Below are 16,334 nucleotides of genomic sequence, written 5' to 3'. Positions count from 1 at the left end.
TTCTGAAAAAAGCGGCTTCAGAATAGCTCGATCGTCCAACTCTAACCCGTTAATCCGCTACTCTGTAACATTAGACACCTCTTTTGACTCCGATTTTGCGTCCAGCTATGAACAACAATTCGCTACTTTCTCAACTAAGAGCTTACGTGCGTCGGGCTGAGCAATGGTACTTAGAAACCCCCGATCGTGCCCTTGACCAGGCTTACGATGCAGCACTGAAAATTAAAGCGATCGAAAACGAGCATTTCGGTGGCAAAAAGATTTCTCCGCAATCGACACAACTGCGGGGCAGTGCTTATGACTATTTCTCTGCTGATTTACAAAAGTACCTCCGCGTTATTCGGATGCGATTGACCGAATTTCGTCGGAGTCGGTCAGCACTCGCTATCACCAATCCGAATAAACGGGTGCAAGAAGTTCGGACGATTGAAACGGCTGAGATTGGTTCGGCTCGATTTGTCCCAACCATCCGCGATAAGCCAGCGATTACATTAGAAAAACTGCGATTTATTGATGAGATGCTCGCTCGATATGCAAATGAACAATTAACATTAGAAGCCGTTTCAACCTCGCTACTTTCGGTTGAAAATAATGGCAGCCTTGAGAAAAAGAATTCTAATCGAAATTTAACAACTCCCGATACTGAAAAAGTTCCCACCACAGCGGCAACGACTTCTGAAGATTTTGAAAGTATTTCTGATAAAACGGGGTTACTTCCACGATCGATTCTTGCTACTTTGAACCGCTTAAGACGCGACCTTGACCCTAAATCTGAAGCTGAATTCGTTCAAAGCTATCGAGTTTCTAAAGTAAAAACTTTACTGGCAGTTCGCTTTATTTTAATTCTGATCGTCATTCCGTTATTAGTTCAGCAAGTGACGCGAAATTTCGTTCTGACTAATGCGTTACCCCCTGGTGCCTGGATTTCTCGCCAGTTCAAAATCGAGAATCCCGATCGCATTTTCCTAAACGGTGAAATGGCAGAAGAAGCAATCCGAGAAATGCAGCGATACGAGGAGCGGCTAAAGTTTGAGAATATGATCAAAGAAGCGTTAGAACGGAATGTTTTAACAGCGGAAGAAGTCGAAACTAGAGCAAAAGAACGCGCTGGAGAAGTCGAAGTTTTAGTGCGTGAGAAAGCGACTGAAATTGCAGAAACTTTTTCAAATCAAAGCGCAAACGCGATTAAGAACTGGATTGCAGATATTTTAGGCACGATCGCTTTTGTCGTGGTTCTTCTCAACGGTAAACGCGAAATCGAGATTCTCAAGTCATTCATGGATGAAACCGTTTACGGTCTGAGCGATAGTGCTAAAGCATTTATTATCATTCTGTTTACTGATGTCTTTGTCGGATTCCACTCACCACACGGTTGGGAAATCATTCTCGAAGGTGTTTCAAAACATTTTGGCTTACCTGCAAATCGCGATTTTATTTTCTTGTTTATTGCAACTTTTCCAGTGATTCTAGACACGATTTTTAAGTATTGGATCTTCCGTTATCTCAATCGTGTTTCGCCTTCTGCGGTGGCAACTTACCGAGAAATGAACGAATAACGCTCAATCTGTTGAGTGAACTCCAAGACCATTGAGGTGAATTTTTCTGGATACCAAAGTCCCCATTCGTGGAAGCCTTCAGGCACGATCGCTAATCTCGAATTCGGGAGCAAAGTCGCCATTTCATTCGCGATCGCTAACGGTTCAGTCAAGTCTTTGTCCGACCAAAGCAACAATGCAGGCGTTTGAATACTCGGTAACAAATGCCGCAAATCTCCATACAGCGAAAGCAACAACGCCTGAAGCAGATTTGCAGTATTGGTTAAAAGATTGTGCGTGAATACTTTCGGGATCGTGGCGAATTTCAATTCTGGTTTTGGTAAAGCTAATTGTGCCGTCATCTCGATCGCTCGTCTCGGAATGATTTCTGGAACTGAAACCGTCGGAATTCCAGTACTGCCGAGAAGCGCAAGACTTTTGACTCGTTCTGGAAACAGAGCCGCGATCGTCAACGAAATTCCACCCCCAAACGAGTGCCCGACTAAATGAACTTGCTCTAAATTCAGCTTGTCCAAAAATTCGACCAAAAACGCCGCATAGGTTTTGTAATCGGGGATCAGCTTATCGTATTCCGATCGCGCAAAGCTCGGTAAATCAGGCGCATAAACGGGATGAATTTTTCCAAGTTGTTCTAACACTTCGCCGTACGGTTCCGCCGAGATTCCCCAACCGTGGAGAAATAGAATCGGCAGCGATCGACATTCCTCCCCACACTGTTGGTAGTGAAGTTTGCACTCATTTAGCTGAATTGTGCGATCGATCATGGCTTTTCACCTTGGCTCAGAAGATTCTCCGACTGTACCAAGGTGAAGAGGCTTGACCAAACTATCTTGGGAGTTAAATCGCGTTAGAGCGTGGGTTAAAGTTTTCTCGCTGCGTTGCTTAATCGCCCCAGAATAGAATTCGGGGCTGACAGTGCGAAGTCCGTTTTTAACGGACTGAAGACGCTCGACTTGGTTTTAGTCCCCTTCAGTGGACTTCGTTCGATTAGCCCCGAATTCCATTCCTACTGTGTATACGCAAATCGATTGATCTGTCGTTGCCGAAATCCTTCGCCCCCTAAATCCCCCAAAATTGGGGGACTTTGAATGCTTGAAATCGTTCTGAATTCTGAAAATTGTTCTTACTCAAAGTCCCTCAGAATGGGGGATTTAGGGGGCAGAAGCCGACTAAAACCAAGCGATTCAGACTTGCGTATACACAGTAGAATTCCATTCCGGGGCGAGACTGAATCGAAGCAAAAAAGCTTCAAAACACATTAACTTGCAAGATATTCACCCATATCACCTTTACGCTTCCGCAATTTCGTTAGGGCTTCGCGTTCGATTTGTCTCACCCGTTCACGACTGATATTCAGTCGATCGCCAATTTTCGCCAACGTCAACGCCTTGCCATCATCCAAACCAAACCGCAAAATCAGAACTTCCCGCTGCTGCTGCGTCAAATCTGCCATCAGCGCATCGAGATCCAGCTTCAGCGAAGTCTGAGTCGTAAAGTCCTCTGGTGACAGTCCGGGATCTTCGAGCAGTTCTCCTAACTCAGTATCTTGATTATCACCGACTCGCAAATCTAAGGACAGCGGGACTCGTGCACGTTCGAGGTAATCCCGGATCTGCGCCACGGGTAATTCTAATTCAGTCGCTAATTCAGACAGCGTTGCCGCCCGTCCTAACTGCTGAGATAAACTTCGCTGCGCTTTCTTAATTTTGTTTAGCTTCTCAGTAATGTGAATCGGGAGGCGAATCGTCCGACCTTTTTCTGCGATCGCTCTTGTGATCGCTTGCCGAATCCACCAGTACGCATAAGTCGAAAATCGATAGCCTTTCGTGGGATCAAACTTTTCGACTCCCCGCTGCATCCCGATCGTGCCTTCCTGGATCAAGTCCATGAGATCAACGTTACGTTTCGTATATTTTTTGGCAACCGAAACGACTAAACGCAAATTCGCTTCGACCATGCGACGTTTTGCGAGTTCGCCTTCCGCTAGAATTTGCCGCAGTTCGGTTTCTGAGAGTTCAGCCGCTTTTGCCCACGTGGCATCATCTGGAGCAGTTCCGAGTTTTTCGGTGAGCGAGGCTTTGATCGAATTAACGATCGCGAAGCGCTGAACTTGTTTGCCGTAGAGCACTTCTTGTTCGTGCGTCAACAGAGGCACACGACCAATTTCACGCAGGTAAGCCCGAACGGAGTCAGTAGGAGTTTGAGCGGTTTTCATAGCGGCGTTAGTCGGTGTGAGAGGTAGGAAGAAACGATAAGAGATAGCAGGAATCGATGAGGAGAAAGGATTGCTCTCAAGTGTCCGGCAGTACAACTTACTTCAAAGGTAGATCTCAAGGATTCAGGCAGGTGCAACTTACTGAACGAGCGGTGGATCGGGGTGCTGCTTCTTACATTCACTTTCACAGCAGCATTAAGCGATGGTATTAAGGATTATCCATCATTCGATTAAGGTTTGTAAAGATTCTGAGTAAGAAATGCACATGATTCAGGATAAGCGATCGTTTGATTCTTAATCTATAGAGAGTAGGTTATCAAGAATATTTTCTCTTGCTGTTTTCTGTGAGACAGAATAACAGGTTTCAGCAAAATTCAAAGGGCGGAGTGACAACGAGCATGTTTATGAGAGATCTTTACATTGCTTTAATAATTAGAGCAAGCCGAGTTAAGAGTCGGAAGGGTTAAATTAGTGCCATCGTTTCCGTAAATCGTTTCATAGGGATACAGGTTTCGATCGAAGTTTGTCATCTATCAAGTGGTAGAAGAGCGGTACTCGATGTGAGTACCGCCCCTGACGGTGCTAATGAGAAATGTAGTCTTGCAGTGCCGTGACTGTAAGGGTTTCAGCCTGCAAAGATCGAATCGCCGCAGCGGTCGCCTTTGCACCCGCGATCGTGGTAATCATCGGAATCTTGTACGTCAATGCTGTTCGACGAATTAAGCGATCGTCTTCGTGTGCCTCCTGTCCAGCGGGCGTATTAATAATCAACTGAATCTGCTCGTTTTTAATCGAATCCAGCACATGCGGTCTTCCTTCGTGCAGTTTCAGAACGAGTTCCACATCAAGACCGTGTTCTTTTAAGGCTTTACGAGTTCCAGAAGTCGCGACCACCTTAAAGCCGAGTTCCATCAGTTCTTTAACCGCTGGAACAACGGCAAATTTTTCGCGATCGTTCATCGAGACAAAAACGGTTCCTTGACGGGGGAGTCGTTGACTCGCTGCCAATTCCGCTTTCGCATAAGACTTACCGAAATCGGAATCGATCCCCATCACTTCTCCGGTCGATCGCATTTCAGGTCCAAGAATCGTATCGGTTCCAGGGAATTTCTCAAACGGGAGAACCGCTTCTTTCACAGAGATATGTTTGGGAATCACTTCTTGAGTAAAACCGAGATCTACTAAGGTTTTCCCGGACATGATTCGAGAAGCCATTTTCGCTAGAGGAACCCCGATCGCTTTGGAGACAAATGGAACCGTCCGGGATGCTCGTGGATTCGCTTCGATGATGTATACCTGATCGCCTTGGATTGCGAATTGAATATTCATCAAGCCCACGACTTTTAGAGCCTTCGCCAGTTGTACCGTCCAAGTGCGAATTTGATCGACAATTTCAGCACTCAATGTCACCGTTGGGATCGAGCAAGCCGAGTCGCCAGAGTGGATTCCTGCTTGTTCGATGTGTTCCATGATGCCGCCGATCACGACATTTCCGGTTTGGTCTGCGATCGCATCGACATCGACTTCGATCGCGTTTTCGAGGAATCGATCGATCAAAATCGGATGATCCGGCTCAACCTGAACCGCATACACCATATAGCGTTCGAGTTCTTGATCCGAGTAAACGATTTCCATCGCTCGTCCGCCTAAGACATAGCTCGGACGCACCACCACCGGATATCCGATTTGGCGGGCGACCTTTTTCGCGTCCGCATAATCGCGGGCAAGTCCGTTTGCAGGTTGTTGGATGTTCAACTCACGCAGGATTTTTTCAAACCGTTCGCGATCTTCTGCGGTATCGATCGAGTCTGGTGAAGTTCCCCAAATCTTGGTTGGAACGGTGCCTTGTTTGAGAAACTGATCGAGCGGAACTGCAAGTTTTAGCGGCGTTTGTCCTCCGAATTGAATGATTACACCTTCGGGCTGTTCTGCTTCGATAATGTTGAGCACATCTTCTTTCGTTAGCGGCTCGAAATAAAGTCGATCGCTGGTATCGTAATCGGTCGAAACGGTTTCAGGATTCGAGTTGACCATGATCGTTTCATAGCCATCTTCGCGTAAGGCAAACGACGCATGACAGCAACAGTAATCGAACTCAATTCCTTGTCCAATCCGATTGGGTCCGCCGCCGAGAATCATGACTTTGCGCTTGTCCGAAGGCAGGATTTCATTCTCTTCTTCGTACGTCGAATAGTAATACGGCGTGAATGCTTCAAATTCTGCGGCGCAAGTATCAACCGTTTTGTAGACCGGAATGATATTGAGCGATTTTCGATGAGTGCGAACCTCATCTTCAGTCGATTTTGTTGCAAAAGCAATTTGACGATCGCTAAATCCCTTTTTCTTAATCGCTAACAGCTTGTCAGCGGTCAAATCTTTAAGCGTCGATCGCTTTAGTGCTTTCTCCGTTTCGAGCAAATCTGCTAACTTATCGAGAAACCAAAGATCGATATTCGTCAGTTCAAAAATCTCTTCAACGGGCATTCCCATCAACATCGCGTGTCGAACGGTAAAGATTCGCTCAGGATTCGGCGTTCTCAATCCTGCTCGAATTTGCTCTAAACTCGGCAACACTTCCTGCTTATCGCAACCCCATCCCGCCCGTCCGGTTTCGAGCGATCGCAATGCTTTTTGAAACGACTCTTGAAAGGTTCGCCCGATCGCCATCGCTTCCCCGACCGATTTCATCTGAGTGGTGAGATACGGCTGAGAACCTGGAAATTTCTCAAAAGCGAATCGAGGAATTTTCGTCACGACATAATCGATCGTCGGTTCAAAACTCGCCGGAGTCTTCTTCGTAATATCGTTGGGAATTTCATCAAGCGAGTAACCGACTGCGAGTTTTGCCGCCATTTTCGCGATCGGGAATCCGGTCGCTTTAGAAGCCAGAGCCGAACTCCGAGACACACGCGGATTCATTTCAATCACGACCACTTCACCCGTGACCGGATTCACCGCAAACTGAATGTTCGATCCACCCGTTTCCACGCCGATTTCGCGAATGATCTTAATCGACGCATCTCGAAGCCGCTGATATTCCTTATCGGTCAGAGTTTGAGCAGGCGCGACCGTGATCGAATCGCCCGTGTGAATCCCCATCGGATCTAAGTTCTCGATCGAACAAATAATCACGACGTTATCTGCCAAATCGCGCATGACTTCAAGTTCGTACTCTTTCCAACCGAGCAGCGACTTCTCGATCAAAATCTGCGAAACCGGACTCGCATCTAATCCCGATTGAGCAATTTCCTCAAATTCCTGCTGATTGTAAGCGATCCCACCACCAGAGCCGCCCATCGTAAATGCCGGACGAATAATTAACGGATACGAGCCGATCTGTTGCCCGATCGCTTTCGCTTCTTCGAGCGTTTCCGCCAATCCCGACGGACAGACCCCGACCCCGATTCGCTCCATCGCTTCTTTAAACAGCTTGCGATCTTCCGCCATTTCGATCGCGGGCAGCTTCGCCCCGATCAGTTCAACGTTGTACTTTTCTAAAACGCCACTTTTCGCCAGCGACACCGCCAAATTTAGCGCTGTCTGACCGCCCATCGTCGGCAACAACGCATCAGGACGCTCTTTGATAATGATTTGTTCGACCAGTTCGGGAGTGAGTGGCTCGATGTAAGTGCGATCGGCAGTCTCTGGATCAGTCATGATGGTCGCTGGATTAGAATTGACCAAAATCACTTCAAATCCTTCATCTCGCAGGGCTTTACAGGCTTGAGTTCCAGAATAATCGAACTCACACGCTTGCCCGATCACAATCGGACCGGAACCGATTAACAGAATCTTGTGGAGGTCTTGGCGACGGGGCATAGTCTCACTCTGCTCTCTTCTCTAAATCCAATACATTCTAGAGGGTTTCGTTTGGATTTCTGTCGTGACTTTATCTATTTCGCAGAATTGAACCAGGTTCAGCGGAACAGTAACATAGACTACGCACTTCCTCAATTTGCAGAGAATTTTCTATTCTTTTCACAATCTTTTATTGTTTTGGTCATTCTAAAATCCCTCCTGTTGTCGCTGGAATCTTACCTTTAATCCATCTTTCGGGCGGATTGTGGGAATAAACACAGGCTGAAGGCTTTGATTCGGTAAAAGCTCCCAAGTGTAGTTTCGCAACAGATGAGCCGCGATTAGTTTCATTTCGAGTTTGGCAAAAGCAAGCCCGATACAGATGCGAGAACCGCCACCGAAACCGATTAAGCTAAAAGGTTTTTGCTTGGTATCTTTCCAGCGATCGACATCAAACACATCAGGATTCGGATACAGTTCGGGTAATCGATGCGTGAAATAGATCGAATACTGCGCCATCCAACCTTGAGGAATTCGATAACCGTTGAATTCAAACGGTTTGATCACGCCTCGAAAACCACCTGGAACTGGAGGATGCAGGCGTTCTACCTCATTCCAGATTTGATCGAGGTAGGGCATTTTCGAGAGTTGGTCTAATGTGATTGGATGCTCGAAGGTGCTTTGTTCCGATCGCGCTTTTTCTAATACATCTGGATGCTGCGCGAGTTCTAGCGCAAACCAAGTCAGCATTGTTGTGGTCGTTTCATGTCCTGCAAATAACAGTAACAAGGCTTGATCGCGAATTTCGGTGTGACTTAAGCGATCGCCATTTTCATCTTCAGCTTGAATTAGCAAACTCAGCGCATCATCGGTCGGGTGCTCTCTGCGGCTTTCAATCACTTGGTCTAAATGCGCTAACAGTGCTTGACGCGCTTTCATAGACTGATGAAATTTACTGCCTGGTAGCTTTGGAAATGCGAAAAATCCGGCAGTTAATGTTGCAAATAAATCACTCAGTTGCTTCGTTTCGTCGCTGTTCGCTGTTCCTAAAAAAATCTGGCTTGCAATTTCAAACGTCAGTTGTTTGAATTCATCAAACCATTTAAATTCATATTGCTGTTCCCATTTCACGAGGTACTTATTGATTAATTTATCCATCGTGTCAAAATATCGCGCCAATGCTGCCCCATGAAATGCAGGCATGATCAAACGGCGATTTCTGCGGTGTTCTTCGCCTTCTTGAACAAACAGCGATCGACCTAACAATTTCTGAAACGTCTCCGGATACCCATCCCGCCAAGTAAAATTCTCGAATCCCGTTGAAAGCAAAAATTCAACCGCTTCTGCTCCAACCATAAACACCGCTGGCTTTCCGAGAATGCGACTTTTGAACACTGCGCCATGTTTGCGATAGCGCTTTTCGACAAACTGCGGATCAAGGAGAAACTCGAAGGTTTCACCCACAAACGGTAAACCAAATTTTCCGGGAGGTAAAAGAGACATCGTGAATTCTTTAGGTTTGAAGAGAGCGATCGTAAATACTATAAAGGAAACACTCGAAGATGAAACCGTAATGCACCCCCGCGTGATTTGTTTAGGTGAAATTTTATTCGATCGTATTTCCAATCAGCCTGGATTGCCGCTCGAAGCCGTGTCTTCCTGGACTTCGTATCCAGGAGGTGCTCCCGCGAATGTTGCCTGTGCACTGACGAAATTAGGGACACCGAGCGCATTTATTGGCTGTGTGGGCGAGGATGATTTAGGTCGATCGCTAATCGATTTGCTCAAGACGATTCAGGTCGATACCAGCGGAGTTCAGACGTATCCAGCACCAACGCGGACGGTTTTAGTGTTGCGATCGGAAACGGGCGATCGTAGTTTCGTTGCATTTGGGGACAAGCGGGATACGACCGAATTTGCAGACACACATTTGAAGAGCGATCGCATTCCAGTCAAATTGTTTCAGCACGCGGATTATTTAGTGATTGGAACCTTATTACTAGCGTATCCAGAAAGTCGAGCCGCGATCGGACGTGCCCTTGAACTCTGTGAGCAATTTTTTGTCAAGGTTGTACTCGATGTGAACTGGCGACCTGTGTTCTGGAATGATCAAAGCATTGCTCCTAGAATGATTCACAATTTGATCAAACGTGCAGATTACCTAAAGCTGGCAGAAGAAGAAGCAGAATGGTTGTTCGATACCACTGATCCCGGTGTGATTGCTCATCGGCTGGAAAGCTTAGAAGGTGTGCTCGTAACGGCTGGAGAGAAAGGATGTGCTTACTGCTTGAGCCAGAAAGAAGGGAAAGTTCCGGCATTCTCGATCGAGGTTGAAGATACCACAGGTGCGGGCGATAGCTTCTTAGCAGGATTTGTGCATCAACTCTGCCAGCATCAACTATCGGAAGTAAAACAAGATGCCGATCGCATTGTGCGATATGCCAGTGCAGCAGGCGCACTAACAACCATGAGAGCAGGCGCGATCGATGCTCAACCCACGGGCGCAGAAGTCGATGCGTTCTTATTTCTACAAGATCAGGAGGGTTAAATTTATGGGTGTTGAAATTGAGCGAAAGTTTTTAGTAAAAAGTGATCAATGGCGAAATCTGGCTCAAGGTGAACTCTATCGGCAAGGTTACATTCCGACGCTTGAAAGTACGGTGAGAATTCGAGTAATTCGCGATCGAGGTTTCCTCACGATTAAAGGTAAGACTCAAGGAATCTCCCGTGCAGAGTTTGAGTATGAAATTCCTGTTGAAGATGCAACACAGATGCTGGATCAACTTTGCAAGCCGCCTTTAATCGAAAAGTACCGCCATAAGATCGAATTGAATGGTTTAGTGTGGGAAGTCGATGAATTTTTAGGAGCAAATCGGGGATTGACGATCGCAGAAGTTGAGCTAAAAAGTGCGGATCAAGCGATCGAGCTTCCTGAATGGATCGGGGAAGATGTTTCGCATGATCCGTGCTACTACAATTCTAATCTTGCACAGCATCCTTACACAACTTGGTAGAAGCTCATCGGCTCCAAGCCACATAAGGTAACTTTGCCGCAGTTGCTCGAACTTGATCAGCTTGTGAAACTAATTGACCACACGCATCCCATGTTCCAGAAGTTAACATTTGATGTGCTCCCGATGGCATTGTAATCTCAGCCTCAAATGATCCACACTGCACTTTCAATTGTTCTAGATTAATCAATACCTCAAGCTGTGGATCAGCTTCAACTCGCTTTTGCAGTTGGCTTGTAACACTTGGATCAGCCGTAATACAAGGAATTCCGATCGCAACACAGTTTCCAAAGAAAATTTCTGCAAAGCTCTCACCAATGATCGCTTGAATCCCCCATTTCGCGATCGCTTGTGGCGCATGTTCCCGACTCGATCCGCAGCCAAAATTTCCGTTCACAATCAGAACGGTTGCACTTTGGTACTGAGGGAGATCAAACGGATGTTGTCCTTGCAACTGAACGCGATCGTCAGCGAACACTTGCGCTCCTAAACCATCGAATGTCACACAGCGTAGAAATCTTGCTGGAATAATGCGATCGGTATCAATGTCATTTCCGACTAAAGGAATTCCGCGTCCTGTCACGGTCTTAACTTCACTCACCATATTGTTGTGCCTTTTTTCACTGTTGTCTATTCTCGCATTTCTTTAGTGCGGATGAAAAATTGAGTCGTCTGTACTATATTGATGTGAAAGCAGATCGTTGCAGGAGATTTCGCCCGATGGTGACACAGCCGCAGAACCTCGATCAGCGCGAGGTTTTTTACCCAGAAAGTGATGGCAAACCGATGGCGGACAATACGAAGCAATTTCGCTGGATTGTGGTGATCGAGCAGAATCTAGAATGGCTATTTGCGGACGATCCCAATGTTTTTGTTGCGGGAGATTTACTCTGGTATCCGGTAGAAGGCAACAATCGGTTAAGTACTGCTCCAGATACAATGGTCGTATTTGGCAGACCAAAAGGCGATCGTGGTTCTTATCAACAGTGGAGAGAAGATAATCTCCCGCCTCAAGTCGTATTTGAGATTTTATCTCCAGGGAACACACAGCCTGAAATGGATCGGAAGTTGCTGTTTTATCACACCTACGGAGTCGAAGAGTATTACGTTTACGATCCCGATCGCATTCAGTTAAGCGGGTGGATTCGCGATGAGGATAGATTACTCGATCAAATTGAATCGATGTCGGGTTGGGTTAGTCCCCGCTTGAGTGTTCGATTTGAGTTGAACGCAGAATTAGAGTTGTATCGACCAGACGGAACACCCTTTTTCTCGTTCGCTGAGATTAATCAAATGCTCAACCAAGAGCGCCAACGAGCAGAGCAAGCAGAACAACAATTAGAACAGGAACGGCAGCGATCGCAACAAATGGCAGAAAGACTACGATCGCTCGGAATCGATCCAGATGCACTTTAGTAAAACTTGATCAAACTCAAACAGTTCTGACCCTCACCAGAGCAGGAATATTCAACATTCCAGCCGTGTTGATCTTTGAGCTTCTTGAACAATGCTGCGCCCCAGTGTACCTCGTGTTCTAGGGGATTTGGATAGTCTTGCTCTACTCGATCGATCAATTCCGCCAAATCAAACGGTGAACCTTGATCCCAAACTCGAATTTCGAGCCGATTCGGATAGATACCCGCCTCAATCTCAATCGGAGTGTATTTTGAGAATTGGGCATGAGCGTGCCGGACTGCATTGGTAAAACCTTCTACCAACGCAATTTGTCCTTGCAGCCAAACCACTTGAGAAACCGGAAACCGCTGAAACGCTTCAAACCACGATAGAATCTGCGGAATTACGGTCAAGTCCGTTTGAACAATCAGTCGATCGAAGTGAATCACACCTTCTGTTGATACGAGATTGTTCATGGTGATGCACTCCTAGGCTGATTAAAATGCACTATCTTTTCTGAACAGAACCATCACGGTTTTGAGTAGTAGCTGTAGATCATACTTCAAGCTCCAGCGCTCCTGGTACCGCAAATCTAACTGAATCACTTCCTCAAAATTGCGAATCTTCGATCGACCATGTACCTGCCATTCTCCGGTGATTCCCGGTTTAACATTGAGCCGTTGCCAATTTGCGATTTCATAGCGATCGACTTCTTCAGGCAATGGCGGACGAGTTCCTACTAAGCTCATTTCGCCCCGTAGAACATTCCAAAACTGCGGAAACTCATCTAGACTTGTTTTTCTTAGAAATCGCCCGACTCTTGTAATTCGTGGGTCATTCTCATTCTTAAAAAATGCTCCTTCGTTCTGATTTTCTACTTGTGCTTTTAGTTGTTCAGCATTGCTCACCATAGAGCGAAATTTCCAAACTTGAAACCGCTGCCCCAAGTGACCGCAACGAGTTTGAGAAAATAGAATTGTACCTGGATTATCGAGCTTAATCGCGATCGCAATCGGGATAAACACAACGGCTGTAATTCCTAAGCCGACCATTGCACCAACAATGTCGATCGCTCGTTTCGTTTTTGATTGAACTGAGGGGTGAGTCGCTTCGATCTGAGGTTTGGGATGCGGTTCGAGCGGGATCGTCTTGGATTCGATCGTGAAATGTTGACCGAGATCAGCTAACTCTAGAATCGTGAGAATTTCAGATTTAACACTCCATAGGACTAGTTCGATTTGACGCGATCGAGCTGCTTTGAGACACATGACTAATGCTCCAATCGCGCTGCTATCAATAAAGGTCGTTTGAGCAAAATCGAGAATAATTTTAGTCGGAGTCGGTTTTGCTTCGATCAATTCTCGACATTTTGCGCGAAATGCGATCGCCTCCGTCACGGTTAACAATGCCGGAAGCTGCACTTGATAGAGTTCTTCAGTTTGCGTGACGGGAAAAGCGATCGAAGACTGTTGAATCATGTTGACCCCGTAAGATTAGACAGCATTGGACAATCAAGCAAAATTGAGGCTTAACTGATACCAGAGTGCCTGTGCTGATGCGATCGATAACACTTTAGGTGATGAACTCGATGAGCACGTTCCTGAATTTACGCCAAAAGATATTGCCTCTAAGCACGATTCATACAGGTTGAAATTACGGAAAGACTTGGTTTAGCGATCGCGAGAAATTGCTGAAAGATCTGAAATTTTACATAAAGAACTCTCAGAAATATCAGGGCTTTATGGGATAGGGCTGTTTATTTGATGAAGCAGTCACAAAGCTCGTTGATCTAGTACTTAGGTGAGTTGTGATGAGTCATCCTGTGAAGGTTGTCAAGGTTTGTGGCATTCTGGGTCACACTCAAGCAAAACAGTTCAAACAAGATATTTTCGATGTGATTGCAGCCGGGACAGTGCAAATTCTGGTTGATTTTGAGCAGGCTACGTTTATGGATAGTTCTGGATTAGGTGCATTAGTCAGTTCGTTAAAAGTCGTCAAGGCAGCACAGGGAACATTAGCGCTGTGTTCATTAGGGCAAGAAATTAGAATGTTGCTAGAGCTTGCAGATGTGATTCAGTTTTTTCCGATTTTCGCGAATCAGTTGGAATTCGATCGGGCGCGGGAAGGATGTTCAATGGTTTGATAAAAAATCGATCGATGTAATGGGTATGGGGTGCCCACGCGACGAATGATGCGTTTATCCAACCGATTGTAGAGACGCGATTAATCGCGTCTCTACGGCATTTTATGGCGATACGACAAATTCAATCGGATATCCAACCCATCCAAACAACCTACCGCAATTTGATCTGCAACAGCGAACAATCATCGTCAAAATCTCGATCGCATTTCAAATCTTTCACCGCTCGAACAATCGTTTCTAAGTTATCTAATTGTTCTGAATGATGATGTCGATCGATTAAATCCACAAATTGATCTAAATTCCAAATGGTTCCATCCGATTGCTGAACTTCATAGATACCATCACTGAATAAATACAAGGTACTCTCTTGTTCAACTTTGAAAAACTGAGTTTTGTATTTTGAATCCGCAAACATTCCGATCGGGGTTCCAGGTGTGCGGAGTTGATCAATTTGATGATTGGGAGAATGTCCCGATACCACGATCGCGGGTGGATGTCCTGCACTGGCATACATCAGTAACTGTTTGGAATAGTTATACACACCATACCAAATCGTGAAATAGCGATCGCTCGGTGCTTCACTTAACCAATCCGTTTCTGATGAAAAGGCTTCGTTCAGTGCAGTTAAGACTAATCCAGGCTGATAAAAGTTTGTTCCCGGAAGAATCTGAGCGCGTAGCACGTTCTGAATTGTAACCGACACTAAAGCGGCTCCTAATCCATGTCCAGAAACATCTAACAGATACATCGCGAAGAACTCAGAATCGAGCCAGTGATAGTCAAAACAATCACCGCCTAACTGTCGAGACGGAAGAAACTGCGATCGCGCTACAATGCGATCGTTCATCGGTGCGGGTAATAGCGATCGGACATATTCTGATGCCTCTGCCATTTCGGTTTCTAATTGTTCTTGCTGAAGCTTCAATTCTTGAGCAAGTCGCCGCTGTTCTTGAAAGGCGCGATAGACTCTTAGACCCGCTCTCAATCTAGCACTGAGTTCTTCAATCTTAATCCGCTTACAGAGAAAGTCATCGGCTCCACTGTCCAATGCTTTCACATGATGTTCCGGCGAACTATAAGCCGCTACCAAAATGAAGTAAACATCTGACCAATCAGGATTCGCTTTAATCGTGCGACACACTGACAGCCCATCAATTCCAGGTAAGCTCCAATCACAGAGGATCAATGCTGGACGGACTGATGAAACGAGCGTTAAACCTTCTGCTCCGGTGGTTGCTTCCACCACTTCAAAGCCTTGAGGCTGAAGCAATTTTTTGAGCAATTTCCGTACTAATCGATCGTCTTCAATAATCAGAACTGGAGGCATACAACGAGAAGAGGGGCACATCATCTTTTTCAGAGTGCCCAGTCTCGTTTGTTAAGTTGGCTTAGTTTTCACTTTGTCTGTTTCGTGCTTTTCGCCATAGTCCTAAACCGAGTCCAATCAGTCCAGGTAGTAAAACTGGAGTGGGAACACTAGCTGTTTTGGTGTTGGCTCCGCGTAGCTGTCCGATCGCGAATCCACCTGATTTGGGTCCCTCAATCCGGATCGATTGAATCGAATCAAGTGGATCATCGGAGTAAAAGCCAAAGTACTTTGCTCCTCCGAGTCCATTGACGACATCTTGACTCAGAACCTCAGAAAGGGTGCCACTTTGAGCAATCACCGAAATTGTCGATATCTCTTGAAAATCAGGCTGAATGTAAAAATCGAAGGCGTTCAGGTTCGGTAGCTTGATATCGAGCGTTAAAACATCCTTCCCGCTGTAGTAGACTTCGCCCTGATATCCATTACTCCAACTCTCCCAGCCAGTCTTCTTATCTAAAATTCCAACTTGTCGCTTGTTGACACTGTTCGTAAAGTCAATATTGCCGGTCGGTGAACTGAGCGTTGATAGATCTGAACCGAGCGCCTCAGATCCATTCGGAACTGGAATTAGATTAAATCCTTGATTGGCGATCGTATTTGTGCCATTGATCCATGAACCGGAATCGTTCACGGTGATAATGGCAGCATCGACTTTGAAAGATGCGATCGCGCTAAAGCTGACCGCGATCGTGACTGCGGCGAAAACTCTTTTATTCTGCTGTAATGTTGTCATCCAAACTTGACTCCAATTCAGGTGAATAGGCACGTATCCCTGATCGGTGCTGAGAAATTCAGCGAATTGGGGCTTGGGTAAATGCGTTCAGATGTGTTGCTTAACACTGCTAAG

The 16,334-nt window shown here is 46.0% G+C and carries 14 protein-coding genes; 5 read left to right on the top strand and 9 right to left on the bottom strand.

Annotated features, from left to right (window positions below):
• Window positions 1-107 precede the first annotated feature (107 nt).
• A complete protein-coding gene (locus tag NIES2104_RS07720; protein WP_058997319.1) occupies window positions 108-1,556 on the top strand; it encodes a proton extrusion protein PcxA in 1,449 nt (482 codons plus the stop codon).
• On the opposite strand, the gene NIES2104_RS07715 is transcribed toward NIES2104_RS07720, so the two are convergent.
• From NIES2104_RS07715 to NIES2104_RS07700, 4 genes are all read right to left on the bottom strand, one after another.
• The gene (locus NIES2104_RS07715; RefSeq protein ID WP_058997317.1) at window positions 1,535-2,320 is read right to left on the bottom strand and encodes an alpha/beta fold hydrolase; all 786 of its coding nucleotides are present in this window, start codon (window positions 2,318-2,320) and stop codon (window positions 1,535-1,537) included. The genes NIES2104_RS07720 and NIES2104_RS07715 overlap by 22 nt on opposite strands.
• Window positions 2,321-2,814: 494 nt before the next feature.
• The gene (locus NIES2104_RS07710; RefSeq protein ID WP_058997313.1) at window positions 2,815-3,771 is read right to left on the bottom strand and encodes an RNA polymerase sigma factor, RpoD/SigA family; all 957 of its coding nucleotides are present in this window, start codon (window positions 3,769-3,771) and stop codon (window positions 2,815-2,817) included.
• Window positions 3,772-4,353: 582 nt separating this feature from the next.
• Window positions 4,354-7,590, bottom strand: coding sequence for a carbamoyl-phosphate synthase large subunit (carB, locus tag NIES2104_RS07705; protein WP_058997311.1), 3,237 nt, complete (start codon window positions 7,588-7,590; stop codon window positions 4,354-4,356).
• 186 nt (window positions 7,591-7,776) lie between these two features.
• On the bottom strand, window positions 7,777-9,072 hold the full coding sequence (locus NIES2104_RS07700) for a cytochrome P450 (RefSeq protein WP_058997309.1): 1,296 nt from the start codon (window positions 9,070-9,072) through the stop codon (window positions 7,777-7,779).
• 1 nt (window position 9,073) lies between these two features.
• On the opposite strand from NIES2104_RS07700, the gene NIES2104_RS07695 reads away from it, so the two are divergent.
• The gene (locus NIES2104_RS07695; protein ID WP_263970925.1) at window positions 9,074-10,117 is read left to right on the top strand and encodes a carbohydrate kinase; all 1,044 of its coding nucleotides are present in this window, start codon (window positions 9,074-9,076) and stop codon (window positions 10,115-10,117) included.
• A 4-nt stretch (window positions 10,118-10,121) separates the two neighbouring features.
• On the top strand, window positions 10,122-10,583 hold the full coding sequence (locus NIES2104_RS07690) for a CYTH domain-containing protein (RefSeq protein ID WP_058997307.1): 462 nt from the start codon (window positions 10,122-10,124) through the stop codon (window positions 10,581-10,583).
• A 4-nt stretch (window positions 10,584-10,587) separates the two neighbouring features.
• Here NIES2104_RS07690 and leuD read toward each other — a convergent pair whose 3' ends face one another.
• Window positions 10,588-11,184, bottom strand: a complete 597-nt coding sequence (gene leuD / locus NIES2104_RS07685; RefSeq protein WP_058997306.1) for a 3-isopropylmalate dehydratase small subunit — start codon at window positions 11,182-11,184, stop codon at window positions 10,588-10,590.
• A gap of 116 nt (window positions 11,185-11,300) precedes the next feature.
• Here leuD and NIES2104_RS07680 point away from each other — a divergent pair, with 116 nt between their 5' ends.
• Window positions 11,301-11,996, top strand: coding sequence for a Uma2 family endonuclease (locus NIES2104_RS07680; protein ID WP_058997302.1), 696 nt, complete (start codon window positions 11,301-11,303; stop codon window positions 11,994-11,996).
• On the opposite strand, the gene NIES2104_RS07675 is transcribed toward NIES2104_RS07680, so the two are convergent.
• Both NIES2104_RS07675 and NIES2104_RS07670 read right to left on the bottom strand, forming a co-directional pair.
• Entirely contained in the window at window positions 11,993-12,451 is a 459-nt protein-coding gene (locus NIES2104_RS07675; protein WP_058997301.1) for an anti-sigma regulatory factor, read from the bottom strand. The two genes, NIES2104_RS07680 and NIES2104_RS07675, sit on opposite strands and share 4 nt — an antisense overlap.
• A gap of 21 nt (window positions 12,452-12,472) precedes the next feature.
• Window positions 12,473-13,453 (bottom strand): sugar transferase, encoded by a 981-nt coding sequence (locus NIES2104_RS07670; RefSeq protein ID WP_058997300.1) that lies wholly within the window; start codon window positions 13,451-13,453, stop codon window positions 12,473-12,475.
• Window positions 13,454-13,785: 332 nt separating this feature from the next.
• On the opposite strand from NIES2104_RS07670, the gene NIES2104_RS07665 reads away from it, so the two are divergent.
• Complete coding sequence (locus NIES2104_RS07665) at window positions 13,786-14,118, top strand: STAS domain-containing protein (RefSeq protein WP_058997298.1); 333 nt, start codon at window positions 13,786-13,788, stop codon at window positions 14,116-14,118.
• A 151-nt stretch (window positions 14,119-14,269) separates the two neighbouring features.
• Here the strand turns inward: NIES2104_RS07665 and NIES2104_RS07660 are convergent, their stop codons facing one another.
• A complete protein-coding gene (locus NIES2104_RS07660) occupies window positions 14,270-15,445 on the bottom strand; it encodes a PP2C family protein-serine/threonine phosphatase (RefSeq protein WP_058997296.1) in 1,176 nt (391 codons plus the stop codon).
• 61 nt (window positions 15,446-15,506) lie between these two features.
• A complete protein-coding gene (locus tag NIES2104_RS07655; protein WP_058997294.1) occupies window positions 15,507-16,220 on the bottom strand; it encodes a PTPA-CTERM sorting domain-containing protein in 714 nt (237 codons plus the stop codon).
• Window positions 16,221-16,334: the final 114 nt, after the last annotated feature.

The sequence above is a fragment of the Leptolyngbya sp. NIES-2104 genome (assembly GCF_001485215.1).
Classification (GTDB): domain Bacteria; phylum Cyanobacteriota; class Cyanobacteriia; order Leptolyngbyales; family Leptolyngbyaceae; genus Leptolyngbya.
Note: the sequence above shows the minus strand (reverse complement) of the source record. Positions and strands in the feature narration are given on the sequence as shown.

Coding starts and splice junctions, on each gene's coding strand:
- NIES2104_RS07720 (WP_058997319.1), top strand. CDS start 108: ATGAACAACAATTCGCTACTTTCTCAACTAAGAGCTTACGTGCGTCGG.
- NIES2104_RS07715 (WP_058997317.1), bottom strand. CDS start 2,320: ATGATCGATCGCACAATTCAGCTAAATGAGTGCAAACTTCACTACCAA.
- NIES2104_RS07710 (WP_058997313.1), bottom strand. CDS start 3,771: ATGAAAACCGCTCAAACTCCTACTGACTCCGTTCGGGCTTACCTGCGT.
- carB (WP_058997311.1), bottom strand. CDS start 7,590: ATGCCCCGTCGCCAAGACCTCCACAAGATTCTGTTAATCGGTTCCGGT.
- NIES2104_RS07700 (WP_058997309.1), bottom strand. CDS start 9,072: ATGTCTCTTTTACCTCCCGGAAAATTTGGTTTACCGTTTGTGGGTGAA.
- NIES2104_RS07690 (WP_058997307.1), top strand. CDS start 10,122: ATGGGTGTTGAAATTGAGCGAAAGTTTTTAGTAAAAAGTGATCAATGG.
- leuD (WP_058997306.1), bottom strand. CDS start 11,184: ATGGTGAGTGAAGTTAAGACCGTGACAGGACGCGGAATTCCTTTAGTC.
- NIES2104_RS07680 (WP_058997302.1), top strand. CDS start 11,301: ATGGTGACACAGCCGCAGAACCTCGATCAGCGCGAGGTTTTTTACCCA.
- NIES2104_RS07675 (WP_058997301.1), bottom strand. CDS start 12,451: ATGAACAATCTCGTATCAACAGAAGGTGTGATTCACTTCGATCGACTG.
- NIES2104_RS07670 (WP_058997300.1), bottom strand. CDS start 13,453: ATGATTCAACAGTCTTCGATCGCTTTTCCCGTCACGCAAACTGAAGAA.
- NIES2104_RS07665 (WP_058997298.1), top strand. CDS start 13,786: ATGAGTCATCCTGTGAAGGTTGTCAAGGTTTGTGGCATTCTGGGTCAC.
- NIES2104_RS07660 (WP_058997296.1), bottom strand. CDS start 15,445: ATGCCTCCAGTTCTGATTATTGAAGACGATCGATTAGTACGGAAATTG.
- NIES2104_RS07655 (WP_058997294.1), bottom strand. CDS start 16,220: ATGACAACATTACAGCAGAATAAAAGAGTTTTCGCCGCAGTCACGATC.